23 protein-coding genes are annotated in these 26263 nt (G+C 40.8%); 5 read left to right on the forward strand and 18 right to left on the reverse strand.

The annotated features are described in order from the left end of the window. Positions 1–97: 97 nt before the first annotated feature. Both ACRRSQ_RS01650 and pabB read right to left on the reverse strand, forming a co-directional pair. A complete protein-coding gene (locus ACRRSQ_RS01650) occupies positions 98–670 on the reverse strand; it encodes a CoA pyrophosphatase (RefSeq protein WP_440873944.1) in 573 nt (190 codons plus the stop codon). Positions 671–712: 42 nt separating this feature from the next. Next, on the reverse strand, positions 713–2125 hold the full coding sequence (gene pabB / locus ACRRSQ_RS01655; protein WP_440873945.1) for an aminodeoxychorismate synthase component I: 1413 nt from the start codon (positions 2123–2125) through the stop codon (positions 713–715). A gap of 120 nt (positions 2126–2245) precedes the next feature. On the opposite strand from pabB, the gene ACRRSQ_RS01660 reads away from it, so the two are divergent. Then, positions 2246–3760, forward strand: coding sequence for a fumarate hydratase (locus ACRRSQ_RS01660; RefSeq protein ID WP_440873946.1), 1515 nt, complete (start codon positions 2246–2248; stop codon positions 3758–3760). 139 nt (positions 3761–3899) lie between these two features. Here the strand turns inward: ACRRSQ_RS01660 and ACRRSQ_RS01665 are convergent, their stop codons facing one another. The 16 genes from ACRRSQ_RS01665 to ACRRSQ_RS01740 all read right to left on the reverse strand — a co-directional run bounded on the left by ACRRSQ_RS01665 (position 3900) and on the right by ACRRSQ_RS01740 (position 19560). After that, positions 3900–4835, reverse strand: a complete 936-nt coding sequence (locus ACRRSQ_RS01665; RefSeq protein WP_440873947.1) for a glycosyltransferase family 2 protein — start codon at positions 4833–4835, stop codon at positions 3900–3902. A gap of 56 nt (positions 4836–4891) precedes the next feature. Then, positions 4892–6058: a polysaccharide pyruvyl transferase family protein gene (locus ACRRSQ_RS01670; RefSeq protein ID WP_440873948.1), complete on the reverse strand. Its 1167-nt coding sequence runs from the start codon at positions 6056–6058 to the stop codon at positions 4892–4894. A gap of 186 nt (positions 6059–6244) precedes the next feature. After that, complete coding sequence (locus tag ACRRSQ_RS01675) at positions 6245–7513, reverse strand: O-antigen ligase family protein (RefSeq protein WP_440873949.1); 1269 nt, start codon at positions 7511–7513, stop codon at positions 6245–6247. Then, a complete protein-coding gene (locus tag ACRRSQ_RS01680; RefSeq protein ID WP_440873950.1) occupies positions 7468–8859 on the reverse strand; it encodes a GumC family protein in 1392 nt (463 codons plus the stop codon). The genes ACRRSQ_RS01675 and ACRRSQ_RS01680 overlap by 46 nt, the downstream gene beginning before the upstream one ends. A 7-nt stretch (positions 8860–8866) precedes the next feature. Further along, positions 8867–10141 carry a polysaccharide biosynthesis/export family protein gene (locus tag ACRRSQ_RS01685; protein ID WP_440873951.1) on the reverse strand — a complete coding sequence of 425 codons (1275 nt, stop codon included), beginning with the start codon at positions 10139–10141 and terminating at the stop codon, positions 8867–8869. Between the two features lie 331 nt (positions 10142–10472). Continuing rightward, entirely contained in the window at positions 10473–11150 is a 678-nt protein-coding gene (locus ACRRSQ_RS01690) for a sugar transferase (RefSeq protein WP_440873952.1), read from the reverse strand. Further along, positions 11150–12427: a WecB/TagA/CpsF family glycosyltransferase gene (locus tag ACRRSQ_RS01695; RefSeq protein ID WP_440873953.1), complete on the reverse strand. Its 1278-nt coding sequence runs from the start codon at positions 12425–12427 to the stop codon at positions 11150–11152. The genes ACRRSQ_RS01690 and ACRRSQ_RS01695 overlap by 1 nt, the downstream gene beginning before the upstream one ends. Positions 12428–12891: 464 nt before the next feature. Beyond that, positions 12892–13269, reverse strand: a complete 378-nt coding sequence (locus ACRRSQ_RS01700; RefSeq protein WP_440873954.1) for a septal ring lytic transglycosylase RlpA family protein — start codon at positions 13267–13269, stop codon at positions 12892–12894. An 80-nt stretch (positions 13270–13349) separates the two neighbouring features. Then, positions 13350–13679, reverse strand: coding sequence for a hypothetical protein (locus ACRRSQ_RS01705; RefSeq protein WP_440873955.1), 330 nt, complete (start codon positions 13677–13679; stop codon positions 13350–13352). Positions 13680–13830: 151 nt separating this feature from the next. Next, positions 13831–14406: a gamma-glutamylcyclotransferase family protein gene (locus tag ACRRSQ_RS01710; RefSeq protein WP_440873956.1), complete on the reverse strand. Its 576-nt coding sequence runs from the start codon at positions 14404–14406 to the stop codon at positions 13831–13833. Beyond that, positions 14376–14825, reverse strand: a complete 450-nt coding sequence (locus tag ACRRSQ_RS01715) for a GNAT family N-acetyltransferase (protein ID WP_440873957.1) — start codon at positions 14823–14825, stop codon at positions 14376–14378. Before ACRRSQ_RS01715 ends, ACRRSQ_RS01710 begins: the two co-directional genes overlap by 31 nt. A gap of 132 nt (positions 14826–14957) precedes the next feature. Further along, a complete protein-coding gene (locus ACRRSQ_RS01720; protein WP_440873958.1) occupies positions 14958–15734 on the reverse strand; it encodes a hypothetical protein in 777 nt (258 codons plus the stop codon). 364 nt (positions 15735–16098) lie between these two features. Beyond that, positions 16099–17055, reverse strand: a complete 957-nt coding sequence (locus ACRRSQ_RS01725; RefSeq protein WP_440873959.1) for a sensor histidine kinase — start codon at positions 17053–17055, stop codon at positions 16099–16101. 2 nt (positions 17056–17057) lie between these two features. Next, positions 17058–17603 carry a heme NO-binding domain-containing protein gene (locus tag ACRRSQ_RS01730; RefSeq protein WP_440873960.1) on the reverse strand — a complete coding sequence of 182 codons (546 nt, stop codon included), beginning with the start codon at positions 17601–17603 and terminating at the stop codon, positions 17058–17060. Between the two features lie 42 nt (positions 17604–17645). Then, on the reverse strand, positions 17646–18938 hold the full coding sequence (locus ACRRSQ_RS01735; protein WP_440873961.1) for a response regulator: 1293 nt from the start codon (positions 18936–18938) through the stop codon (positions 17646–17648). A 58-nt stretch (positions 18939–18996) separates the two neighbouring features. Next, positions 18997–19560 carry a response regulator gene (locus tag ACRRSQ_RS01740; protein WP_440873962.1) on the reverse strand — a complete coding sequence of 188 codons (564 nt, stop codon included), beginning with the start codon at positions 19558–19560 and terminating at the stop codon, positions 18997–18999. A 316-nt stretch (positions 19561–19876) separates the two neighbouring features. On the opposite strand from ACRRSQ_RS01740, the gene ACRRSQ_RS01745 reads away from it, so the two are divergent. From ACRRSQ_RS01745 to ACRRSQ_RS01760, 4 genes are all read left to right on the forward strand, one after another. Next, complete coding sequence (locus tag ACRRSQ_RS01745) at positions 19877–21343, forward strand: sigma-54-dependent transcriptional regulator (protein WP_440873963.1); 1467 nt, start codon at positions 19877–19879, stop codon at positions 21341–21343. A 223-nt stretch (positions 21344–21566) separates the two neighbouring features. Further along, on the forward strand, positions 21567–22877 hold the full coding sequence (locus tag ACRRSQ_RS01750; RefSeq protein ID WP_440873964.1) for an oligosaccharide flippase family protein: 1311 nt from the start codon (positions 21567–21569) through the stop codon (positions 22875–22877). Beyond that, positions 22867–23877, forward strand: a complete 1011-nt coding sequence (locus ACRRSQ_RS01755; RefSeq protein WP_440873965.1) for a glycosyltransferase family 2 protein — start codon at positions 22867–22869, stop codon at positions 23875–23877. Before ACRRSQ_RS01750 ends, ACRRSQ_RS01755 begins: the two co-directional genes overlap by 11 nt. Before the next feature lie 176 nt (positions 23878–24053). Then, positions 24054–26165, forward strand: a complete 2112-nt coding sequence (locus ACRRSQ_RS01760) for a prolyl oligopeptidase family serine peptidase (RefSeq protein WP_440873966.1) — start codon at positions 24054–24056, stop codon at positions 26163–26165. The last annotated feature ends 98 nt before the right edge of the window (positions 26166–26263 follow it).

Raw genomic sequence — 26263 nt, forward strand, 5'->3', positions numbered from 1 at the left:
CTATAGTTAATTCGTGTAATCTTAACTGAAAGTTATCGTTTTTAAAATCAAAAGTTAAGTTCAATTATAGAAGGTATTATTAATGGTAAGGATTATATTAGGCGAGATGACTGGCAAGATCTTTTAACATCGAGGCTGTTGCTCCCCAAATATTATGCTCTTGATAAGGCATATAGTTAATAGGATGATGCTTACCGTTGAAGTGAGCATTAACTTGAATGTGATTTTGTGTATTGAGAAAGTGCGTTAAAGGCACATGAAAAACTTCACTCACTTCATTGTGGTCAATCTCATATTCGGGGGCTTTTGAAACAACCGCGACAATAGGCGTGACAATATAACCGCTAATGGTGTGATAAGACTTTAATTGGCCAACAATGGAAATTGCATCTGCCGGCAGGCCTATCTCTTCATAAGACTCTCGAAGGGCGGTATCAATTAAATTTTTATCACTTGGTTCAACTTTTCCACCAGGAAAACTTACCTGCCCAGGGTGATGTTTTAGGTGTGCAGCACGCTTGGTAAAAAGCACGTCTAACGCTTGGTTATGGTTATCTATAAGAGGAATAAGCACAGCCGCTTGCCTTACTTTTCCATCATGTTTATATAAATGCGCAGAATTTTCTAAAGGTCGTAATTGAAAACGTTGTAAAAATTCATTTTTGGTCATCGTTTCAGCCTTTCATTTTGCAAAACCAACGTGCTTTAGATTTTATAACTGGCTCAGTACAGGCAGTATTTTAGCAACTTTATCAAAGGTTTCTTGATACTCGCTATCTGCGGTTGAATCAGCGACTAAACCACCACCGGCCCAACAGTAGATTTGCTGGTTTTTACACGCTAAGGTGCGAATAGTAATACTAGTATCCATGTTACCACATGCAGAAATATAGCCAATAGAGCCACAGTAGATGCTGCGATGATGAGGCTCTAATTCGTCGATCACTTCCATCGCTCTTATTTTTGGCGCTCCAGTTATTGAGCCGCCAGGAAAAGCACCTCGTAGCAGATCTGTTGTACTAAAGTGACTTTCTAATTGCCCTTCAACAGTGCTAACTAAATGATGAACGGCAGGGAAGCTTTCAATATCAAATAGCTTTGGCACTTTAACACTGCCCGGCAGACAAACCTTGCTTATGTCGTTTCTTAGTAAGTCGACAATCATTAAGTTTTCAGCACGATCTTTTTCTGAGTGTTGTAGGTCAATGGCATTTTGTTGATCGATTGCCGCAGCTGATGCTCTAGGTTTAGTCCCTTTAATTGGCTTACTTTGTACTTTGTTATCAGTTAGCTTTAAAAATCGTTCAGGCGAAATGCTTAACACGGCGGCATCTTCTAGGCGAATAAAAGCAGAGAAAGGTGCTTTGTTGGCAGCGCGCAAAGCTAAGTAGGCATCAAATTCATCACCTTGGTATTGGGCGTGAAAGCGTTGTGCGAGGTTAATTTGGTAACAATCTCCAGAAAGCAAATACTCTTGCACTTGCTTAAATTTTTCGCAATATTGGCTTTTAGTTAGATTTGCCTGCCAGTCGGTTTGTAAACTAAAACCGTGGTGCTGATGGTCTTCTTGTTGTTGATGTAATAAATGCAGCAACTGTTGTTCAATTTCTTGGCGTTTTTCATCAGGGCATACTAAGACAAATTCATTTGTTTTTCGGTCAAAAATAATAGCGTGCAAATAAATACCAACCGCCATTTCAGGTAAGGCAATATCTCGTATTGCTTTAGCTGGAAGTTGTTCAAATCGCTGACCTAAATCGTAAGCAAAGTAACCTAAGGCGCCACCGATAAATGGCAAACTTGCTTTAGGTAAACTTATATCGGCAAACACATCATCTTGAACTTGCTTAAGTAAGCTAAGTGGATCGGCTTCGCTTTCTTGATTTAGATGAGCATTTTCTTGGTTTTGCCAAGTGATCCTTGTACTAAGCGCTTGGGTTTGCAAGGTTACTAATGGATTAAAAACCATAACGTCGAAATTGGCATCTTCGTGGTCACTTTCACACGAGTCTAACCACATTGACCACGGCTGGTTGGCCAGTGCAGAAAACAGGGTTAATGGCTCTTTTATTTGCGTAAGTGAAAGTGGCGCGATAGAGATGAAAGTTTTTGCCGTTTTTGCCATTATAATGAGTTATTTCCTGTAGCAGCTTGTAACCAAGCAGGGTATGATATCGGCAATTTTATAACTTTCAACTCTAGATTGAAATATAGATTAACATCAAGCATGAACAACGGGGCCGTTATGACAATCATTAAACAACAAGACCTGATCGATAGTGTTGCAGATGCGCTGCAATATATCTCTTTTTATCATCCACTCGATTTTATCCAAGCACTTGAAAAAGCGTACCACAAAGAACAAAGCAGTGCGGCAAAAGATGCCATCGCACAAATTCTCATTAACTCTCGTATGTCTGCTCATGGCAAGCGCCCAATATGCCAAGACACAGGTATTGTTACGTGTTTTGTTAAAGTGGGCATGGCGGTGCAGTGGGATAAAACTGACATGACAGTTCAGCAAATGGTTGATGAAGGTACTCGTCGTGCGTATTTGAACCCTGACAATCCGTTACGTGCTTCTATTGTTGCCGATCCTGCCGGCGCTCGTAAAAACACGAAAGACAATACGCCATCAGTTGTGCATATTGACTTGGTTGAAGGTAATGAAATTGAAGTGATGATCGCAGCTAAAGGCGGCGGTAGTGAAAACAAAACCAAAATGGTGATGTTAAACCCAAGTGACTCTATTGCTGATTGGGTTGTTAATACCTTACCAAGTATGGGCGCAGGTTGGTGTCCTCCGGGAATGTTAGGTATAGGTATCGGTGGTACTGCAGAAAAAGCGGGTGTACTTGCCAAAGAAAGTTTAATGGATCCTGTAGATATTCAAGAGCTTATTGACCGTGGTCCTGAAACTGCCGAAGAAGAACTACGTTTAGAAATTTATGAGCGTGTAAACAAATTAGGTATTGGTGCACAAGGTTTAGGTGGTTTAACAACCGTTGTCGACGTGAAAATTAACTCAGTACCAACTCACGCTGCTTCTAAACCTGTTGTGATGATCCCAAACTGTGCGGCAACACGCCATGTTCATTTTCACCTAGATGGAAGTGGTCCAGCAGACTTAACACCACCAAAATTAGAAGAGTGGCCAGAAATTACTTGGGAAGTGGGTGATGATGTTCGCCGTGTAAACGTTGACGATTTAACGAAAGCGGATATTAGCGATTGGAAAACAGGTGAAACCGTTTTATTAAGTGGCACCATTTTAACCGGTCGCGATGCCGCCCATAAACGTATCAGCGACATGCTAGCAGCAGGCGAAGAACTACCAGTAGATTTTACTAATAAATTTATTTATTACGTAGGGCCAGTTGACGCGATTGGTGATGAAGCAGTAGGGCCTGCAGGACCAACAACAGCAACGCGTATGGATAAGTTTTCAGAAATGATGTTATCGCAAACAGGTCTACTTGGCTCAATTGGTAAATCTGAGCGCGGTGCAGCGACGTGTGAATCAATTAAAAAGCATAATTCAGTTTATTTAATGGCAGTTGGTGGCGCAGCTTATTTAGTGTCCAAAGCGGTTAAAAAAGCAAAAGTTGTTGCTTTTGAAGACTTAGGAATGGAAGCTATCTATGAATTTGAAGTCGAAGATATGCCAGTAACTGTAGCTGTTGACAGCTCTGGTGAGTCGGCACACGTGACTGGACCTGCAATTTGGAAAGTAAAAATTGCAGAGCTTGATGACAAATAAACAGCATGTGTTAATTGCTTGATAAAAACGGAGCCGAATGGCTCCGTTTTTTGTTACTTCACTGCCACTTGCCACTTTCAGCTTATCGCTTATTGCTTTCAGCTTATCGCTTATCGCTTATCGCTTATTGCTTCCACATTTAGTTTCGGGCAAATACACCTTGTAATTGTTTTAGGTATGAAAAGGCAAATAAGCCAACAAGATGTTTAGGTTTTAACTTACAGCGCGGGTCGGCTAATAAACTGCGTGCTTGCGTGAACCTGCCGTTAATAATGTTAAGTTTGGCTAAATGGCATAAATGCGCCGCGCTGTAACGCAGCATATTTAATTTTTGCTTATGGCTATGCTGGTGCGCTTTTTTCGTTACTCGTACGCTAAAGGCGCATTCTTGGCTTGGCACATTCAGTTTACTGGCCTGATTCTGTGCGTCTTTATGATAAAGCGAATGAATGTTGGTTGAATAAGCAATTTGGGTGTTTAGCGCAGCGCGGCAAAATAAATCTTGATCTTCACCTATAGGTTCACCTACCGGAAAACCGCCTATTTTGTTTAATAAAGAGCGCTTCATGGCAACCGACGACATGGTAAAGGGCAAGTCGCCTTTTGAGGCAATATCAAAATAATCGGATAAAATAACCCCATCTGGGTCAAGAGCGGGTAGAGCAATTTTTGCATCTAAGTAAACGTTATCACCTTCAACAATTTGATATTTAGTGCCAAAAACCTCCGCGTTTGGAAACTTATTTATTAAATGCGCGGTTTCTTCTAAATATAAAGGTAGCCACTGATCGTCAGCATCTAAAAAGGCAATGTATTCACAACTCGCCATCGCAATGCCATTATTACGGGTTGCTGAAACCCCTTGGTTTTTCTGGCGAATAAGGGTTAGTTTTTCAATGTTAGCTTGAGCCACTAATTCTGCGCCATTATCGGTTGACCCATCGTCGATGACAATAATTTCTGTGGCTGGGTATTTTTGCGCTTGCACACTTTTGAGGGTACGTAAAATATGCTCAGCTTTATTATAAAGTGGAATGATCACGGTAAATGCTGGCGTATTGATATCAGTATTCATGGTCGAGTCTCCGAAAATAAAATAATTGGCTAACGTTTAAAGCGTAAAGAACTAGGTTATAAAGATACCTGCTGATAAGTAGCGCGGCTTAAGGTTTTGTTATCAATGGCGCTTAAATGCCAGTTGCCTAATGCTTGCTTTAACGCAGTGGATGTTGGCATTAATGGCTGTGCAAACCCTTCACTTAGCCCGTGCTCTAAGGTATTGGCTATTTGGTTGATGTCTAAATCAATCAGGCTTGATTGCAGCTCTTTCGGCATGCCTATTTGCTCACACCAGCCTTGGCATTTTTCATGGTAATTAAGTGACATGACTGGCGTATCGGCTAAATAGCCTAAAATGGCGCCATGCAAGCGCATGCTAATAACGGCTTTATATTGCGCCAAAGAATTTAATACTGTGATCGGATCTGGGTGATAATATTGCACATTAACTTCAATATCGGCAGGTAGACGTGCCAGAATGGCTTGGTTGATTTTCCAATCGCCTAATTGTTCATGGCCATTAAATTCAACCAAGGTAATAGGCTCGCCCGTATTTCTATAAAGGCGAATAATGAGCTGACAAAATTTTTCAATGCGGGCAAGTTCAGCTTTTTCATTGACATCGCCCATTGGGCTAATTGCCACGGAGCATAGCGATAAGGCAATGCCTTTGCGTTTTACCTGTGTTTTAAGCGCTTGGTTATAACACAGCAATAATGGCGCTAAATCGAAGGTTTTTTTCACGTTCGCTTGTGGCGCAATGCTTGTTGCAATTTCTAAACTTGCTTGGTCACGCACGCCGGTAAAGCGACATTCATTTAAAAATTTTGCGCAGCTTTTTTCGGCCGCAAGTGACTGAAATGGACCAATACTTACCCCTAGCGCTAAGCTGTTATTGCTGCCAGATAATTTCATCAAATGACGTTTTAAATTAATGTCTGACTCGCTATGCAATACCGCGCCGCCACCAAAAATAATGCGCTTGCTTTGAATCGCTGCTTGATAGTGGTTTAGTCTATTTTGACCAGAAAACGCTTGCTTATGCTGTAAGTTTTGCTGATGCGTCGCTGGGGTTTGGCGTTGATGCTCGCCATATAAACCAATTTTAGTGGTTTCACAGTCTAAGCGATTTTTTGCGCCCCAAGCACAAGCATACATTAAGGCATCGTCGCCACTGTTGCGCATGCCGTAATATCCAACAAGGTATGCATCGTTTGGTTTTAAAAGTTGTTTAAGCATGTTCCACTCCAAAAATAACGGGGTTATTGATAGTGGTTTTGCAGGTAGCGTACCAACTTAATAATATTTTTTAATACCTTGATATAAAAGGTTATTTTTAAAACCCATGCGGTTTTATGAAATGTGGTTTTTCAATTTGCAACGCAATTATTTACTGCTTTTTTAAAATGCATCAGCCCAGAACAGCTAGGCTTTGCTAATGTTTGATTTTAACGGGTTTAAGGCAATGCCAATCCACAGTAGTGCCGGCCATAAAAGAAAGGCGAGAATTTCTAAATTTTCAAAAAATGAATAACAAATAAAAACCACGATCATTAATAAAGCTGAGCGTGCATGGTGATTGCTTGCATACTGAAAAATTAAATAGAGACAAGTAAATGCCAGTGGAATGGCTAACGCTAATAAGCCAACAATGCCTTTAACAAAGAGTAACCCGTACCAACTGTGATGGGTGCCAATAGGCATATATTCAACAATTTTAGGGCCGCGTTCAACAATGCCATGCCCCCAAATTGGCGCTTCTGCTTGCCAGCGCTGCAAGGCAATATTTTCTAACGCCGAGCGTACTCGGGTAGAGTCGGGGCGCGAGGCTTTAATGTCTTCATAGCTGCCGAGTACCCACTCAAATATAGGTTCGCCTAAAATAACAATGGCGGGAAGGGCAACACCGACGACAATAAACCAGATTGGATTGGTGAGGCGATCTTTCATCATCACTAACGGCACTAAACAAATATAGATAACCCAGCCCGCGCGCGACTGCGACAACAAGCACATTACTAGGCTGCCGAGTAAACCACTATTGCGCCAAAAGCGGTTTTTTTCTTGAGCGCAAAAAATTAAAAATAAACACGCCATAAAACCTGCCGCTGGTGCCCAAGGCGCAAAAAAGCGCCAACGGCCAGCACCCGTTTCTGGATTAAGGCCATAAAAGCTTACCGTGAAAAAGTCAGCGCCTGGGCCGCCAATGGCTTTTAAGGGGGAAACAAATAAATCACCGGGTAAGCCAGCCACATAAGCTGCAATGCTGATGATGGCAAAAATAATGGAATGCAGTGAAACCATGCAAACGGCGCGCACTACCATGGCAGGGTTTATTTTTACCATGGCGCCAATGACTAAAAATAACGGCATCAGTGCCCAGCCTTTTGCCCAGCCGATTGACGATTTTATCGTTTTAGCTAAGCCTAAATCCCAGTTGGCATGCGCCACTAATAAGGCTAATAGCATCATCAACCCGCCCACTATCCATAACCAAATCAGCGCGGGAATATAGGCATCAGCTTCTTTACCGTGAATAAATATACGTAACATCGCAACGATAAATATCAGCCAACCCAGTACCGAACCCATCACATATAATCCACCAATGGCAAACAGTGGGTAGGTCATCACTAGGCCAAACCAAATTAGTTTTTCTTCAGTAGAAGTGCAATTAACTTGTTGCGTTGACATATGATCACCAATCCTAGTGTGATAAAAATAAAGCCGGTAACAGCGATAACCACGGCAATGAGTTTTTTCGGGCTACTTTGTTTTGTTGGAAAAGACGGCGTAGTTAACATTTGCACCACAGGGTACGAAGCAAAAATGTCAGCTTTACTCGCTTCTAAGCGTGCCGCGGCTGAGGTGAAAATCGCTTCAGCCATGTTAAATTCGCGTTGCAGTCTTTCCAGTTCAACAATTTCACGTGAATAAATTTTTAACTGATCGCTTAAATGATCCGCTGAGCGTTTTAAATCAGCCAGCATTGAGCTTTGACCTTTTTGATTAGCATAAGCGTCAATTAAATCGGCAAACAATTGCGAACGTTTTGGATTTAAATCAAGGTTTAAATTATTAAAAATTTCTGTGGTATTAATGCCAAATAATTCAGTGCTGCGATTGTTAATGGCAGTACGGGTAAAGGTTAATCGCTTTTGCTGAGCAACCACTTTCGGGTGATTAATGCCCCAGCGCGAACTGTACTCGTTTAATTGCGTTATGCTTTGCTCAAGCTCATTCATATAAGCGCGAAACTCAACGTCTGATTGCAAAATAAACGCTTGCCCTGCCAATTTAGGAGACACACCTAACTCTTGGCTTAACTGGTTAATGTATTCTTCTAATTGCTGACCTTCGGCTTTGACATACACTTGACGCTCTTTCACGCCAGCTAAGGTTTGCACCAGCTTGTCCATTTGATTGGTCGATACCACCACTGAGCGTTGCTGAAAATCAACAATGGCATTACGAGTGCTGTTAACCCGTACGCGATATTGATCAAGTACTTGCTTAATGCTTTGGTCGCGGCGAAATACTTCATCGGCGCGTAATGCATCTAATTCAAATTGCAATGCGTGGTATAGCGCATAAGCTTTTTCTTGTGCTAGCGTTTTGCTGCCAGCCTTAGTGGTTAGGGCAATAATTGAGGTTTGCTCGGTCAGTTTTATTTTTGCCTGACCTAAGGCTTCCATGCTGATGTTTAAACTTTTCGCTGCGCGCTCACGTACTGCGCGGCTGGCTAACATTTCTTTGTAATTTACCCGTGGGTTAAAACCACCACCGGCAAAAGGGGTACTGGTTTGCGATACCACTTGGCCAACATTGTCTAAAGTGACGCTGCTGCTATTTCCTGTGCCAGGTAATACTAATTCCATGTCACTTGAATAACTTGGCGCTTTGGCTAAATAGGCGGCAATTAATAAACCGACCAGACTATAAGATATCAACGCAGTCACTAAATACGGACGCTTAAGGATACGATAAACGTTAGCGCGAAAACGTTGGTATGGGCTAGTTGTTGCTAAAGGATATTTCATACATCACCTATAACAATTTAAATGGAATAAGAATGTCGGCAATGGTACGCGCGATATCACGGTAATTGGTGATGTTCGAGTCGTAACAAGCAACGGCGTCGTTGGGCATTAAATACGGATTAATTTCGCCTTTACTGGGCATAGTGATCAGCTCTTCAACTGAGCGTTCAATCACTTGAGTTTCACCGGTAATCGGGTTTTTGCTTGAAAGTACTACGCGGCGTGGTGCATTGGTCCAGTCTTTACCGCCAACACAGTTAGCTGATACCGCCGCTTGCAATAAACGTGTGCCGTAAGGTAAGTTTGTTGAATAACGACCGACTGCTGCGCTGGAGTTATCGCCAGCAGAATCAATTAAATTTGACATAAATACACGAAATCCTTTTGGTGTAATTTGGCTTGGTCTGACTAAATGCGCTTGAAAACAGCCGGTGCTTGGCACAATAACGCGATCGCCTGATACCAGCGGGTAATCTCTTACCACTTCGCCGCTTAGCATTCCGGTCATATCAACTTGTACTTGCCAGCCTTTGCGGATCAAAATAACTTGATCTAACTTGGCATCAGGGCGAATACCAGAGGCAGCGCGAATGGCTTCTGATAATAACCGCGTGGTTGAATAATCACCAAAGGCATTAACTTGATCAGGCAAAGTTGATTGCAAATCTTTTTTATTAATGACTACGCGCCCTGGCTGAAATACCGCGCCGGCAACCGATACTTCAATTGACGACCAATTTAAGACTTGCATGGTGACCATAGCGCTTGCTGGTTGAAAAATGTGCGCGCGAACTAACGCCAACTCAATATCAGTTTCGACCATATTGATCGATTTGCCAGCTGCGCTGATCGAACCAATTAACGGTAACTTTACAAAGCCTGCATTATCAATAATGTAGCGGCCGTTAAAACCTTCACCGTCTTCAATCAATACTTCCACTAAATCGCCGGGGCTAAGTAACAAGCCTTGACTGAGTATAGGATCGTTTTCACCTGTTAACGGGCTATTGTCTTTTATGGTTAACGCTTTATCGACCCGATAATTTAAGGCCGCGCCCATATTCTGAAATTCACTGCAATCTAGGTTTTGTGAAAAGAGTGTTTGCGGCGCTTGCTCATGAATAAAAGCGTCGCCATTTTCCCCCGGCGTTCCATAAAAGCGCACTTCGTTTCTTGGCGCTGTTTCAATGTTATGTTTGGCGCAAGCTGTTAAACCTAATGCACAAGTTAGCAGCGATACTTTGGCTAAAACCTGTAAGTTAAAACGTTGACTACTTAACATGAGTTATTCCTTTAATGCGGGTATTAATAGTGATATTGCAGGTAGCGTACCAACTTAAATTTATTTCTTAATTAATTGAAATGTAAAGCTATTTTTGTTTTTGGATGATTTTATCTATTGTGGGAGTTTTTAATTTGCAACGCACAAAAAACTTATTTTGCAAATTGCATCATGGTAAAAAAGGGGATTATTATGGCAGTGTCAGCTGATTAAAAACTAAATACTAAAAGCTAAAAGCTAAAAGCTAAAAGCTAAAAGCATAAGCTCGCACGTAGTCGAACTTATGCTTGTTGCTTTTAACTTACCATTTCTAGCTTATTTCTTGCAGCTTTTAATAAGCGCCTTTGGCAGTGATCACAGCCGGAATAGTCAGCGCTAGAATTTTTAGGTCCATCAAAATACTTTGCTTATTGATATAAGTATTATCTAACTGCATTTGCTCGGCAAAGTCGGTGTCTGCGCGGCCAGATACTTGCCATAAACCGGTTAAGCCTGGTTTAGAAAATAAACGTGACTGCTCAGTAAATTGGTATTGATAGGTTTCAATCGCAAGCGCAGGGCGCGGACCTACCAAACACATATCGCCAGTGACTACATTGAATAATTGCGGTAGCTCATCAATAGAATATTTTCTAATAAAACGGCCAATAGGCGTAATGCGAGGGTCGTTAACGTATTTTTTACAAACACCATCACGTGAGCTTTGGCTAGGATCTGGCTCTTGGTATTTAGCATCTGTTTTTAAATACATTGAACGAAACTTGTACATTTTGAAGTGACGACCATTTTCACCGACACGAATTTGCGAAAATAAAATATCGCCGCGGCTTTCAAGTTTGATCAGTAACATTACTAAAAGCAGTAAAGGGCTGATCATCAATAAGCCAATGCCAGCAACAAGCTGCTGCACACATACCGGAATTCCGCGGTGACCAAAGCGTTTAACTGCTGCTTTTTTTGGTGTTACATTGATACTATTTACCAGTTGAGTTGTTAGTTGAATAGACATTATTTAACCCCTTTTCTAGCTAAACCAAGAATAAAAATACGAAATAAAAATAACGGATTGCCAATAACATAGCGGTTGAACTTGGCAACAGGTTCTTTAGCAAGTCGCCATAACCATTCAAGCCCAAGCTCTCTAAGCCACATAGGTGAACGGCTGATACGGCCTGAATAAAAGTCGAATAAGCCGCCCACGGCGAGTGCGCTTTGGCAATGTAATTTATGTTTGTGGGCTAACAACCATTGCTCTTGCATAGGAGAGCCCATTGCAACTAATAAAATGTCGCAACCACTGTCATTAATATCGGCAATTAATTGTGCTGTTTCATTGTCAGAAAAGTAGCCATGAGCTGTGCCTGCAATGTTAAGACCGCGAAATTGTGCTTGTAAATTTTTTGCGGTTTTATCGGCTACGCCTGGCGCTGAGCCTAATAAAAAGAGTGATTTTTTATGGGCGATACAGCTTTTACATAAATGCGGCAGCATGTCGGTGCCATTGTTATTATCTTCTAATAAATAGCCGGCAGACTTTGCTGCTAAGCGCATGCCCGAACCATCAGCCAGTAGGTGATCAGCTTGTTGTAACTGCTGATAAAAAGTCGCGTTTTTAAGTGCTAAATTGATTGAATTAACGTTAATAAAAAAAGTTAATTTAGGGGCTGATTGCAATGCTCTTTCGGTATGAGTAACTAAATGCACCGCCTCTTGCATCATGATGTTATTTAACGGCAAGCCAAATAACGAAATACGTTTGCTGCGTTTGAGCGCTTTATTTGAGCGATATACCACTAAGCACAATACACTTTTAGTAAACAAGGCTACCCAGTTTGCTTTAGTGCTGGTGAGTTGTTTCAATAACAGCTCGTCGGCGTCTTGCACAGCAAGGCCGGTTTGTTGGTGTAAATCGTATAAGCTAAATAACGCGGGCTTGCAGTCAAACTGCGCTTTAACAATGTCTTGCATCTCAAACGAAACTTGGTGTTTTAATGATATGCCGCAAAACGCTAATTTATTTTGCAAAATATCGAGCAAAAGTGCGCTTTGACAAAAAATGCCTTTATTAAAGTGACGCAGCGTAATGGCGCGGCCAAGAGCATCGGTTTTGCCGATAGTAGTAAATACTGGCGCATTGCTCACTATGGCAATCAAGGTATTTACTAGCATCACCGGTAGGGTGATGATGAGCAATAACACCGCGATGACATGATCAAAGCCCGAGCCTTGATAGATTTTTTTTCTATGTGTGTCTAATTGGCTGTTTGAACTTACTAGCTGATTCATAACAAACACCTGCAATAACTAAATGAATAATGCTTACATTGCTAGTGTCGTGCCAAAGTCTTTATTTTTATTTTAAGTGATTGATAATTGTGACTTATATGGGTTTTAGGCGTGTGATTCTTAAATTTTTTTGAGGGTATTTAAAGGCATTTACATTGCAAATTGAAATTTTTTCGCAATTTGCAATGTAAGTTAAATGATTAGGGTCTGTTGATCTTTCGTGTTTATTTTTGCAGCAGTTTATAGGTATTTAGACAAAGCATTGTGATTGCTATGTGGTTATTCCACATGAAAGCGCAATAATGATGGTTAAATGCCTAGAAACGCTGCCCTTGGGGTTCAACTAAACGCCATTTCTTCATCGTTGTTCACAACTTACATGGAACAACCATGCTGTGTTGTTCACGCCTTGAACAAAAAGCGTTTACTTTGAACAAAATTTAACCTCAAAAGTTCAACAAACCCTAGTTTACCACTTCAATGGTCACTGAAATTACCCCTGAGTCGGTATTGCCGATAGCGCTAAAGGCTGAGCGGGTTAAATCAATAATACGGCCTTTAATAAAAGGGCCGCGATCGTTAATTTTCACCACGATGCTTGCACCATTTTTAGTATTGGTAACTTTGACCTTTGTGCCAAAGGGCAAGGTTTTATGAGCCGCGGTATTCGCCAGTTGATTAAAGCGCTCGCCACTGGCGGTTTGTCTAAATTGATATTTCATCGCATAAAAGGATGCTTTGCCTGTTTCTTTATGGCCAATTAAATGGCTAGGACTATTGGCAGTAATGCTAGAGCAACTTGCAAGCAATAAAGCTACAAGCAGGGTAATAAATGTTTTCATCAATGGTTTTGGCTAAGTTAAAAAGTCAATGATGACATACTGTCAGCTTGAGTAATGTAAGTTTGTGTGGCTGACTCTTTCTAACTGTTTTTAACGGCAAGGGTTAACTTACAGTCAATATATTTAAGCATTTTATTAACAATAACAGGCAGCTCTACGCTGCATTCACTTAACGGGGTATCGATTGAAATAAAGATATCACAGGCCTGCACGCTGAGTTGCTGACGAACAAAAAAATCATTAATGTCATCAAGGTTTTCTTGGGTTAGTGGTGCGTAGCCGGTATAGCTATTATGGGTTTCTTCTTGAAAGTAAGCACCGATAATTTCGTGTTTAAGGGTATAAGCTTGCATTTTGTCGAGCTGATGAAAGCGAAAATGTATTGTAGGTTGCAAGGTTGAATGTTTCACAAGGTTCTCTTTTGGCGTTAATTCGGGTTTTAGTTCAGGCTTTAGTTTAGGTATTAGTTAGGCACGTTTAACGGAAGCTAAGTTAGGTTAAGCGCTTTTACGGCGCAAGTTTGTTAACTTTTGGCTCGGTTTTTATAAAAGATGCTTAGGGCTACCGGTATAAGGCGCGCTGCTTGGCGTCTCGTTGTTTATCCGGATCTTCTATCGTTTCCACCGCTTTAATTCTTTCTAGATAATTCACTGGTACATTTATTTCCAAAGCGCCAGTGATAACATGGTTTGCGTACCAAGAATAGGGTTTCATCGCAGAATCTATTTTTATGGCGTAATAAAGAAAAGCTTCAACGGTGTCGCCGGCATGATTGCGCACATGAACATTTTTTTCATTATAACCATAACCTAACCCTTCGGCTTGGTCTAACGCGGCCTTATCATTGGCATGCATTTCAAACAATGCCCCAATAATGACATCGTCACTTTTATGGGGTTGAAAGGCGTCACATTTGCCAGAGCCGTCGTCACTGACTTTATGGAAACACAGTTGATGCTGTTGAAGGTAAAATGAGCCTAATCTTTTAGCACTTGGTACTCGCTCTTGTAACCTGAGCAATGACATGTTTGAGCCATAAGCAAAATACTTCAAATTATCTCCTGAGTGTTTGGGGCAATACTTTTTTGAATGAAATGCTAAAACGGTTAGTTTGCCGGCATCTGATAAGTTATCCACTGGGTTCTTTCTGCTAACTTATCATAAACGCTGCGGGCTTTATAATTATTATCGGCGGTTAGCCAGCGCACAAATGGCCAACCGTTTTTTGTTGCAGCATTATTTAACGCTTCAAATAATGCATCAACTGCGCCGGTGCCTCTAGCTGTTGGGGCAACAAAAAGATCATCAAGAAAACCAACAAATTTTCCTCGAGCAGGAGATGGCATCGCTCGGTAATGCATAAGGCCTAAACAATGACCGGCTTCATCTTTTGCAATCAGTGCGTAAAACTGCTGGTTTTCATCAAAAATCCACGACCATACATTATCCAGTATTTCTTGGTTCATCGGTACTTGATAAAAGTCAGCATAGCCTCGGTAAAGGCTTTCCCAGCCTGTTCTATCATGTAAAGACAATTCACAAACTACAGTTTTCATGGCTCCCTCGGTATATTAATGGTTATGGTTTTATTCAATCACACTCGTCTTTTTCCATCCATTAACACTATCGCTTTATCACCATAACTTCAATGATTTATTATATTTAAACCAAAGAGTTATGTTTATGAATTAACTAAAATTAAACCTGGTGATTTTTTTACTCCCTGGCTTGAGGCCGACCAAAGGTATTTGACTAAAAGCAGGGTAAATCGTGAGGATTTTTTTGGTTTCTTGGTCTAATAAATCGGTGTGTTTATCATGTGATCTAAATACTTTAATTACCGATAATGCGCGAGCAGATAGTGAAAAAATCACTTTATGAATAAAGTTATCAAGGGCACTGGTGCGCAGCGGGCCATAGTTTTGGTGGCGAATAAAATCATTTAATTGCTCATCGAAAGTATTGTTCCATTTATGATTTAATTCACTGATAAAGTCGCAGTTTTTACTGTGTTCAATGATATGACCATTTTCTCCCCAACCAACTGAGTTTTCAGCCTTAATATTGTTAAAGCGACTGTTAATGATGGTGCTTAACCACTGGCTAGTTTTCGGGTGATTTTGCGCAATGATCACTCCAGAGTTAAACCTTTTGGAATAGCCTTTAGCCATATAAAGGTATTTATTGTGGCTAAATACTTCACTAATTGCCGGGCAGCTTTTTTGCACAAAGGCGTCGGCATCTAAAAACATCACATTGTTATAGCCAGCTCGAAAGGCCTCGCGCATTAAAGTTAGTTTTAACCAACAACATTCCACACCAAGTGTTGAAACAAAAGGGCGGCTTACACAAATATATTGATAGCCATATTTTTGGGCAAAACGTTTGTGCGAGTTAAGCTGCTTGCGATAAAGCCATTGATAACCGTTTAAGGCAATACTAAAAACCAGTGTTGAGTTATTCATTTGCTATACCACCTTAGTCATTAGTCGTGTTAACTACTAGGTTTGCAAAAACTAATCCAACTGTGAAATTCTGGAGAGAATAGGGTGAACTTTGGCAATAAAGAAGCGTAGTTAGTCTGATAACTTACTAATTTATTATGGGAAAAATTTTTTGGGGAGGTGAGCTGATATTCATAAAAACTATACAAACAAGATTTAACGCTGGTACTTTTTCTATAAATAAAACTGAGTAGCTATAGTTGCATTGCAATTTGCAAACTAGACTTTCACGCTTTATCGCTTTTGACTTATCGCTTATCGCTTATCGCTTATCGCTTATCGCTTATCGCTTGTGGCTTATCGCTTTTGACTTATCGTTTTTCGCTTAGTCCAATGCAATTGGCAGCTTGATGGTAAAACACGTTCCGACATTTTCGGTGCTTTTCACTAATATTTCTCCGCCATGTTTTTCAATAATGCCGTGTGAAATAGACAAACCTAAACCGGTACCTTCACCGACAACCTTAGTAGTATAAAAAGGGTCGAATATTTTTTTTAGACTATCTTCGGGAATGCCTTTACCGTTATCTTTTACGTGAATAAATACATGCTGATCTTTTTCTTCGGTGGTAATGGTGAGCACGCCATCGTAACTGCACGCGTGAGAAGCGTTAATAAACAAATTAATAAATACCTGATTTAAATCGGGTGCTTGTCCGTTTATGGTTGAGCACTGCCCTAAATGAAGGTCGATTTTCATTGAATATTTAAGTTCGTTTTTTACCACTTTCAAACAGTCGTTAATACATTCATTAATATCGCAGCTGGTAAATTCATCGTTACCTTTGTAGGAAATTTTTTTCAAGTTAGCGATTAAATTTTTCACCCGCTCTAAACCTTCAAGGGTGTCTTGCAGTAAAAAGGGCGAGTCTTCAACAATAAAACCAGCATTTAGCTCTTTATATTGGGCTTGGTATGCAGCCAAAGTACTCATTGCATTTTCTGGAGCGGGATCTGCTTGTTGAATAATATTATCTAAAGAAAAGAAGTCTTTCAGATAGTCAGACAAGCAGGATAAATTGCTGTAAGAAAAACCGATAGGGTTATTAATTTCGTGCGCGATACCAGCGGTTAATTGGCCTAGTGAGGCCATTTTTTCTGATTGCACTAACTGCGATTGCGTTTGTTTTAACTTGGCAACCACACTTTCAAGGTCAAGCACATTGTCGTAAAGCTCACGGGTTTTATCATCAAGTAGTTTTTCGGCGACTTGCCGAGCTTTTTTCTCTCTTAAATAGGCTGTTTTGTATGCGGCTAATTCGTCCTTGTTATTATCGCTCATGGTTAATCCTCAAAAGAGATGATTAATTTACATTTTTCAGCGCCATGGTGCATGCATTCAGGGTGAGCAATGCGAATGTTTTCATGATAATGATTGGCGGCACTTTCAATTAGCCCTTCAGATAAATGACATAACTTGCGCTTTGAATGGTAATACATGATTAAATCACCTTCTGGCGTTTCCTCGTAGTTAAAGGTTGGTAAATAGGCATGCGGATACACGCGTTGCACCTCTTTGTGTATCACCGAATCAATACAGGTAAGGAAGTCTTTTAAGTTATCAATATGGGAAACATCAGCAGGGCTGGCTTTAAATAAGTGGATAAAAAGAAAACCGCCAAACGCTTTAACTAACTCGGTTGCCTCGGTATTGGTTTTTTTCGAAAGGGCAGCCACCAATGCCATTAATTCAGAATCATCGTATTGCATGCCACTGGTATATACCCCATCAGATGAAGGGTTGACGCTTTCAAGTAATTCATTCCATGCGCTCATGCCCATTTTTTCGATGATCATTTCTGAAAACGCAGTAAATATAGATCCTTGCATGTTGTGCTCCTTTATTCATTTACTAGTAAATTAACGAGTTTGTTAAACTGGCCTACTTGCTTCTATGACGATTGACAAAATGTGCTTTTGATTTTTCTCATATTCCGTTAACTGGTTGATAGATGCTTCAGTAAACTCATGCCCTTCGGCTAAAATGAGTAAATTATTGTTGGTATATAAACTGTATTTAAGCAACATGCCCGGTTCTAATTGGCTAGTGTTAACCCCTTGTTCTAGTTTAGCGTCTTCTACCAATTCCGGGTGTTCTTTTAAAATGTCCAGTAAGTAGTCAGCGTATTTTGTTGCTCGGCTTTTGTTGAGTTCAGCATATATTTCTTCATAAGTCAGGTTTTTGTCGGTTAATTTACCAAACGCATAACGCCAGTAATCACGTGCTAACATCAAAATTTTACAGCCTTGTTGGCTAACAACATTATTGAGTTGTGTAATTTCATCTAAGGGCAGGAATTGATGTTGAATAATATCGCTAACATTTTTTAAATGCTGTGCTGGCGCTAATATTTGTTGGCTAATTTTAGCTTGCTCATTAAAGGCATTTTTTTGCTCATAATTAAGCGCATAAAAAGGTTCACTGCTAATTTTAGGATCTAAGCCTAATAAGCCAAGTTCATTAAGATAACCGGCTAAACGAATCTCATAAGCTTCACTTTTTTCTAAACCAACTTTTAAAGCAATGCGGCCAGCTAAGCTGCCGACGTTTTTAGCAAAGTCAGCGTTTAAGTTCGGGTTAATGGCGATAAAGTTAAACAGCATTTTTTCTAAGGCTTTTTTATTGCGTTCGTTGCGGCTTAGGGCAACGCGAATTTGTTTGGTGCGCAGTTCGATTTTTTCTTCTAACTTGCCGTTCCATTGCTTGAGCTTTGCATTTTGCTGGTTTAATTTTTCTCGTAATAGGGCATTTTCTTTTTTTAAGGTTATACGCTCTAAACATTCTTCAACCACGGCAACTAGCTCGCTGTTATTCCAAGGTTTATTAATAAAGCGATTGATTTTTCCAAGATTGACCGCGGCAATGGTCGAGTCAAAGTCAGCATAGCCACTGAGTACAATTCGGTAAGTATCAGGATAAAGCTTGGCGGCTTTTTCAAGCAAGGTTGGGCCGTCCATTTCGGGCATGCGCATATCAGAAATTATTACGTTAATCGGGGTTTTCGCCAAAATGTCTAAAGCTTTTTGACCATTTTCAGCAACAAAAACTTGGTAAGCTTTATTGTGAAACAAACGCTGCATCGAGCGCAGAATAATACGCTCGTCGTCGACACATAAAATAGACATGCCTTGATAGCTTGCTTGCTCGGTGTCTGCTTCTGTCATAAGTTTGCCCTTATCCCTAGGTTATTGCTGAATCTTATTGGATCAACAAATCAATGTATTATGCGTTTAATAACGATGAAACTTTTGCTACTAATTCTTCATTGGTAAATGGTTTGGCTAATGTATCGTTAGCGCCCGCTTTTTTAGCTTGTGCAAGTTTTTCATCACTTAGTGCTGAAACCACCAATATTTTGGTATCTCGTAATGCTTCTTCGCTGCGCACTAAGGCAATAACATCAAAACCGTTAGTGCCTGGCATGCTCAAATCTAAGGTCATTAAAGTCGGTTTTTGACTATTTAAAATAACGCCAGCGGCAAAACCGCTATTGGCGATGGTGCATTGATATTGCTGGCGCTTAAGCACCCGCTCAATGGCAGTGGCATAACTGGTTTCGTCATCAACAATTAAAATGCTAGGCACCGCTTTGTTTTGTAATTCTTTGGGGATCGGCATGTGGTGCTGGTTTAAAAAAGTTAAAAAATCAGAGACTAATACCCGGTTATTGCCACGGCCGGGTAATTTGTAACCTTTTATTTTACCTGCGTTTATCCAACGAATTACGGTACGCAAATTAACCTGACAATAATCTGCGATATCGCCTGTGGTTAATGACTTTTCCATAATGACCTTCCTAACGACTATCCCTTATTTATAGCAGTTCAATTTTTATTGTCAAATAAGACATTTGCGACATTTGTGACAGCGCGCTTTGTTTTAAATATTTTGCTTTCATTTATTAAAAAGTATTTTAATAATGATGATTGGCAGTATTAGCTAAAAATAAATGATCAATATATTATGATGATTAGCGGTAATTTTTTGATTATCTGCAATAATTTCTATTTAAACCGTGTTTGTAATTTAACCGTACCTAATAACAATAATTTTGATCGCCTCGCCATGTTATACGGTTGTTGTAAAAATTAAGGGATTGAATATGCAATATTTGAACAAGCCGAGAATTTTATTTGTTGATGATGAACCAGCTATTTTACGCTCGTTAAAGCGTATTTCAGGCAAGTTAGATGCTGATATATTAACGGCATCTGGCGGTGAAAAAGCGTTAGAAATTATTGAAGAAATGCCGGTTGATGTCATTGTTTCAGACATAAAAATGCCAAACATGACCGGTAACGAATTATTGGCTAAAGTCGCGCAAATTGCCCCAGAAACGGTACGCATTATTTTAACCGGCTACGATGACATTGAAATGGTGTTATCGGCGATAAATCACGGTCATATTTGGGGCTTTTTACGAAAGCCGTGGGACAATTACGAGCTGATTGTTAAATTAAAACAAGCCCTGCAATTGCAACAAGTATTAGCGGAGCGCACCTTAATGCGCCGCACTATCGAGCAATATCAGCAATACCGCAAAAAGCAATTTGAAGGTTTTATTGGCGACTCGGTTGCCATGCAATTTCTTTATTCTTCCATTGAACAATGTGCGCCTAGCCAAGCCTCTGTATTTATTACTGGGCCAAGTGGCTCTGGTAAAGAAGTGGCCGCGCATGCCATTCATCGATTAAGTAAACGTAAAAATGGGCCTTTTATTGCGCTAAATTGTGCAGCTATACCGTCTGAATTGATGGAGTCTGAAATATTTGGCCATATTAAAGGCGCGTTTTCAGGCGCTGTTTCTAATCGTGACGGCGCGGCGTCACTAGCGAATGGCGGCAGTTTATTTCTTGACGAAATAGGGGAAATGGACATTAACCTGCAAGCCAAATTATTGCGTTTTATTCAAACCGGTACTTTTCAAAAAGTCGGTAGTGGTAAAGAAGAAAAGGTTGATATTCGTTTTATTTGTGCCACTAACCGCGACCCACATGTCGCCATTGCCGAGAAAAAATTGCGTGAAGATTTGTATTATCGCCTAAACGTTATTTCATTAAATCTACCGCCATTAAAAGACCGTGGCGACGATACCGTGCAGCTGGCCCAGCATTTTATTAATCACTTTAGTGAAATAGAAGGCAAAGTTTTTGTCGGCTTATCATCAAGCGCTGAAACGTTAGTGCGCAGTTATGACTGGCCGGGTAACGTGCGCCAGTTGCAAAATATTATTCATAGCTGCGTGGTGATGTCAGAAGGGCCATTATTGTCTGATACCGTGTTAAACCAACAGCTGAGCATGAGTAATAATGGTCAACCCGTAGTACTTTCAACACCTACAGGGGACTCAAGTAGCCAAGCTAATGCGATAGGGCATCAATCTATTGAGCCAAGCCAAACACCAGCTAGCGGTAAAATACTCTCTTTGGCTGAAGTAGAGCGAAATGCCATTGAACAAGCGATAGATATTTGCCAAGACAACATTGTTAAAGCGGCGAGTGAATTGGGGGTTAGCCCGTCAACCTTGTATCGTAAAATACAGCAATGGCAAGTGGTGCCAAGCGAGTAATTTTTAATTTGCAAAACGCGATTTTTGCTATTGGCAATTTGCAATACGAATTGAAAATATCGGGTTGGTGTAAAATAAATGTTTTATCTGTTTTTAAATAAAATTCAATAAAAGTAAATAAAAACAACTAACTAAAAATAAATTAGCAAAGTGTTATAAACTGGAATAGAACTTGTAATAGTCACTGTATCTTCAAAAACGTTGAATGATTACGGTGATATTTATGCAGTTTTCAGCCTTTAAGCAAACCATAGCGAAAGTGTTTAAGCAAAGCTTTGAGCCACTATTTCAGTTGTGCTCAAACGCAGCTTGGCTGTTAAGCGCTGAATTGCTTGCTAAACTTTCTCGCATTGTCACTATTGTGGTACTTGCCAAAGCGTTAACGCCGGTTTCTTATGGCACGGCCATGTTGGCGTTAGCTTTTCACGACATGCTGGCGCTATTTTTACGCGCTGGAGTTGGCGCGCAAATAATCCGCTGCGCTCCTGAAAAATTATCCCGTTATGCCGCCAATGGCGCCACCATTCAATGGGGCATTTGCTTATTACTCGCAACGGCTCAGTTTCTACTTGCCGATTTTTTTGCCTCACTCTATAACAGCCCTGATATTGCCAAATTACTGAAAGTTATGGCGCTGATCTATCTTTTATATCCAATTGTCAGCATTAATATTTTTTTACTGCAACGTGAAAATAAAATGCGCTGGTTCAGTATTCGAAGTGGCTTATGTGTCACGGCTGAAAATTTATCTATCGCCGCTTTTGCCTTAGCGCAGGGCGATATTATGGCGATTGCCTACGGTAAGTTGGTATTTGCGGTGTTATGGCTGGGCTGTTTTTATTTTGCGCCAGTAAAACATTATGGTTTTGCCTTTAACAAGGCAACCCTAGGTGAGCTTTTAAAAGCGTCAGGGCATTTATTTAACAGCGAATCGCTGCGAACTGCGCGTATGCATGCCGATACTTTTATCGCGGGTAAATTATTACCGCTAGAATTATTTGGTTTATACAGTTTTGCTAAAAATGCCGGTGTTGGTTTAAGCCAATCATTAGGTAATGTTTTTAATAGCGCGCTATATCCGTTTTTATGCAAGCTCGAGCGCAGCGGTGAACTCAATAATCAGCAGCAAAAAATTTATGTATTTGCCACCTTAGTAGGGCTGATTTTTGTTGCCCAAGCCTTGATGGTTCCCATTTATGTGCCGCTCATTTTTGATGAGAAATGGTTTTCAGTGATCCCCGTGGTTACCGTGATGTGCTTAGTTGCGCTGCCTAGCGTTATCGTAGATAGCTACTGCAGCTTCATGCGCGCACAAGCAAATTATAGCGATGAAACCCGCGCGCGCCTGGTGTGTTTACTGATCAATTTATTGATGTTGGCCTTGGTTATGCCGAGCCAACCGATGTCGCTTGCCATGACCTTACTTATTAGCAGCCTACTTTGGTGTCTCGCTATTTATCTAATGCCTGCGAGCAAGCAAAAGTCTTATTCATTTGTTTTATCATTTACTCGGAGAAAGTCTCATGAAAATTAGTACTATACCGGTAGTTTCTGTGGTTATTCCTATGTTTAACGTTGAAAAATATATCGAGCAAAGTATTCGTTCGGTCTTGGCGCAAAGTTATTCGCACTTTGAGCTGATTCTCGTTGATGATGGCTGCACTGATAATACCTTAGCGTTAATCGAACAGTTTGACGACTTTCGCATTCGGGTGATCAAACAAGCCAATCGTGGATTATCTGGCGCAAGAAATACCGGCATTGACGCGGCGCGTGGCATTTATGTGGCATTGCTTGACGCCGATGATTATTGGGCACCTGAAAAACTGGCCGTGCATATCAAACATTTAAACAATAACCCTAAGGTGGGCATCAGTTATTCGCCGTCACTTTTTGTTGATGACGACAGCGTATTATTAGGCATTGGCCAATACCCTAAATTGAAAAATGTTAGCTGCGCCGATATTTTTTGTCGTAACCCTATCGGCAATGGCTCTGCGCCGGTGATCAGACGCTCGCTGCTTACTGACATTAGTTATTTTGGTCAAGGGCGTGATAAATACCGCAAAATGTATTTTAATGAAAATCTAAGGCAGTCTGAAGACATAGAGCTTTGGACACGTATCGCTTTAACCACCCAATGGAAGTTTGAAGGAGTCAAACAAGCGTTAACCTACTATCGTGTAAATGAAGGCGGTTTATCGGCGAACTTAGGCAAACAATTTGCCAGTTGGCAACATGCGGTTAGTTTAAACCGCGTGAATGCGCCGCGCTTTTTCAAAAAATACTATCAGCTTGCTAAAGCCTACCAGCTGCGCTATTTAGCCAGACGCGCCGTACAAAGCTCACATAAGTTTACCGCGTTAAAATTAGTGCATCAGGCGCTTATTTGTGATGTTCGAATTTTACTGCACGAGCCAAGCAGAACTTTTTTAACCTTAGCCAGTGCTTGGTTAAAGCTATTACCGAATGCGCTGTATTTGCGCATTGAAAAGCTGGCGATGGAAAATTTAGGGCAACGAAAAATTAGCTAAAGCGGGATTTTTCACCACTTAAAGCAAAGCGTCCTATTGGACGCTTTTTTTTACATCTGCTTTGCGCTAAATTAACCTTATCGCTAGCTATTTCCTCTACAATGCCTTACAAAATAGCGCATCTTTAAAACATGGTTAATCGTAATAATTAACAAAATTTCCATTAGAGAATCATCATGATAAAAAATACCTTTGTAAAACAGGCTAAATCGGCGGCATTGATTGCAGCTAGCTTAGCGTGTTTACCGGCGGCTGCGTTTAACGCTGCGGCTGATAATGGCGCGTTAGTAGCCAATCAATTACCTACTATTCAGTCAGCCTTTACCGTTGAAAAACTAAATGAGTTAAACCAATTACATAACGTTAAAGTTTCCCCTAAAGGCGATATTATCGTTTATGGTTTGAAAATGGGCAGCAGCTCAACTGATAATCACTTATACGCGCAAAACTTAAAAAGTGGTGAAGTAACCCAATTAACTTCGCATGCAAAAGGCGAAGGCAATGTTGCCTTTTCTCAAAGCGGTGACAGCATTTATTTTCTTTCCTCACGTAGTGGTTCATCGCAAGTTTGGCAATTACCGTTAACTGGCGGTGAAGCGATGCAAATGACTAATTTGCCGCTTGCCGTTAATGGTTTTGTTATTAGCCCGTCAGGTAAAAAATTGGCGCTAGAGCTTAGTGTTAAAAATGGCTGTAAAACCTTTGAATGTACACTTGAAGCAAGAAAAGCTGACGAGGCGAAAAAACATCAAGTACGCACTTATGATCAATTAATGGTGCGTCATTGGGATCATTGGTTAGACGAATATAACGAACATTTATTTGTTGCTGATGTGCCTGAAAAAATTAGCGCCGCGACACAAATAACCACAGCAACCGATATTGTTGCTAACTGGCACGGCGATATTGCCGGTATTAGCCAAGTGGCTTTTCACCCTGAAGATACTAAGCTGGCGTTTTCAGCAAAAGCACCTGCTAAAGATCACGCTTGGACAACCAATTTTGATATTTTTGAAGTGAATTTAAAAGACAATAGCTTTGAAAATATCACCAAAGAAAATCTCGCGTGGGACGCTAAGCCATTATATTCAAGCAATGGCCGCTACTTAGCTTATTTAGCGATGAAAACCCCAGGTTATGAGTCAGATAAATTTTCAATTAACATTAAAGACAATCACACCGGACAAACCAAGTTAGTGGCAGGCAGCTGGGATCGCTCAGTAAGCAGCATGATCTTCTCGCCGAATAACCGCAGTTTATTTGTTACCGCACAAGATGTTGGGCAAAAGTCAGTATTTGAAGTACACCCAGAATTTGGTGATGTACGCAAAGTTTATAGCGATGGCAGCGTTGCTGATTTAGCGGTTCATGGCGAGCAACTTTATTTCACCCGTCATAGCTTAAATTCACCCAAAGATATTTTTACTATTCACCGCGACGGCTCAGCTTTGCAGCAACTAACGCAAGTGAATAAAGACAAGCTGGCCAACATTAACTTTGCTGATTTTGAACAGTTCAACTTTAAAGGCTGGAATGACGAAACCGTGCATGGCTATTTATTAAAGCCTGCTAATTTTGAAGCCGGTAAAAAATACCCGATGGCGTTTTTAGTACATGGTGGCCCGCAAGGCAGCTTTGGCAATATGTTCCATTACCGTTGGAATGCGCAGCTTTGGGCGGCGCAAGGCTATGGTGTGGTTATGGTCGACTTCCACGGTTCAACGGGTTACGGACAAGCGTTCACTGACTCGATTGCTGGCGATTGGGGCGGAAAACCACTTGAAGACTTACAAAAAGGTTTTGCTCATATTGTTGAGCAAGAAAAATGGTTAGACGAAGATCGCAGCTGTGCACTTGGCGCTTCATACGGCGGTTACATGATGAACTGGATCGCAGGTAACTGGCCTGACGGGTTTAACTGTTTAGTGAATCACGCCGGTTTATTTGATATGCCAAGTTTTTACGGCACCACCGAAGAGTTATGGTTTCCAGAGCATGACTTAGGCGGCCCGGTTTGGTCGCAGGCGCGTGATGATTACAACAAATTTAATCCGTCAGCTTTTGTCACTAACTGGAAAACGCCAATGTTAGTGATCCAAGGTGAATTAGACTATCGCGTGCCTTACGCGCAAAGTTTAGGCGCATTTACTTCATTGCAGCGTCAAGGCATTGATAGCCGATTAGTGATGTTCCCAAGCGAAGATCATCATATTCGCAACCCTGACAATTTAGTGGTGTGGTACCAAGAAGTATTTAAGTGGATCAATAAATACACGAAAGCGCAATAAGTTATCGTTTCTTGTATAACCAACGAGCTAATCGGTTAGCTACTGTTAAAAAGTAGTTAACCTTAAGCCATAAAAGTGCTTTAATACCTGATAATATT

Origin of the sequence: Thalassotalea sp. PLHSN55 (assembly GCF_052030545.1) — a bacterium.
Classification (GTDB): Bacteria; Pseudomonadota; Gammaproteobacteria; order Enterobacterales; family Alteromonadaceae; genus CANMXU01.

Bases quoted from the DNA above. Each gene is read 5' to 3' on its own strand.
- ACRRSQ_RS01650 (WP_440873944.1), bottom strand. From the start codon at position 670: ATGACCAAAAATGAATTTTTACAACGTTTTCAATTACGACCTTTAGAA.
- pabB (WP_440873945.1), bottom strand. From the start codon at position 2,125: ATGGCAAAAACGGCAAAAACTTTCATCTCTATCGCGCCACTTTCACTT.
- ACRRSQ_RS01660 (WP_440873946.1), top strand. From the start codon at position 2,246: ATGACAATCATTAAACAACAAGACCTGATCGATAGTGTTGCAGATGCG.
- ACRRSQ_RS01665 (WP_440873947.1), bottom strand. From the start codon at position 4,835: ATGAATACTGATATCAATACGCCAGCATTTACCGTGATCATTCCACTT.
- ACRRSQ_RS01670 (WP_440873948.1), bottom strand. From the start codon at position 6,058: ATGCTTAAACAACTTTTAAAACCAAACGATGCATACCTTGTTGGATAT.
- ACRRSQ_RS01675 (WP_440873949.1), bottom strand. From the start codon at position 7,513: ATGTCAACGCAACAAGTTAATTGCACTTCTACTGAAGAAAAACTAATT.
- ACRRSQ_RS01680 (WP_440873950.1), bottom strand. From the start codon at position 8,859: ATGAAATATCCTTTAGCAACAACTAGCCCATACCAACGTTTTCGCGCT.
- ACRRSQ_RS01685 (WP_440873951.1), bottom strand. From the start codon at position 10,141: ATGTTAAGTAGTCAACGTTTTAACTTACAGGTTTTAGCCAAAGTATCG.
- ACRRSQ_RS01690 (WP_440873952.1), bottom strand. From the start codon at position 11,150: ATGTCTATTCAACTAACAACTCAACTGGTAAATAGTATCAATGTAACA.
- ACRRSQ_RS01695 (WP_440873953.1), bottom strand. From the start codon at position 12,427: ATGAATCAGCTAGTAAGTTCAAACAGCCAATTAGACACACATAGAAAA.
- ACRRSQ_RS01700 (WP_440873954.1), bottom strand. From the start codon at position 13,269: ATGAAAACATTTATTACCCTGCTTGTAGCTTTATTGCTTGCAAGTTGC.
- ACRRSQ_RS01715 (WP_440873957.1), bottom strand. From the start codon at position 14,825: ATGAAAACTGTAGTTTGTGAATTGTCTTTACATGATAGAACAGGCTGG.
- ACRRSQ_RS01720 (WP_440873958.1), bottom strand. From the start codon at position 15,734: ATGAATAACTCAACACTGGTTTTTAGTATTGCCTTAAACGGTTATCAA.
- ACRRSQ_RS01725 (WP_440873959.1), bottom strand. From the start codon at position 17,055: ATGAGCGATAATAACAAGGACGAATTAGCCGCATACAAAACAGCCTAT.
- ACRRSQ_RS01730 (WP_440873960.1), bottom strand. From the start codon at position 17,603: ATGCAAGGATCTATATTTACTGCGTTTTCAGAAATGATCATCGAAAAA.
- ACRRSQ_RS01735 (WP_440873961.1), bottom strand. From the start codon at position 18,938: ATGACAGAAGCAGACACCGAGCAAGCAAGCTATCAAGGCATGTCTATT.
- ACRRSQ_RS01740 (WP_440873962.1), bottom strand. From the start codon at position 19,560: ATGGAAAAGTCATTAACCACAGGCGATATCGCAGATTATTGTCAGGTT.
- ACRRSQ_RS01745 (WP_440873963.1), top strand. From the start codon at position 19,877: ATGCAATATTTGAACAAGCCGAGAATTTTATTTGTTGATGATGAACCA.
- ACRRSQ_RS01750 (WP_440873964.1), top strand. From the start codon at position 21,567: ATGCAGTTTTCAGCCTTTAAGCAAACCATAGCGAAAGTGTTTAAGCAA.
- ACRRSQ_RS01755 (WP_440873965.1), top strand. From the start codon at position 22,867: ATGAAAATTAGTACTATACCGGTAGTTTCTGTGGTTATTCCTATGTTT.
- ACRRSQ_RS01760 (WP_440873966.1), top strand. From the start codon at position 24,054: ATGATAAAAAATACCTTTGTAAAACAGGCTAAATCGGCGGCATTGATT.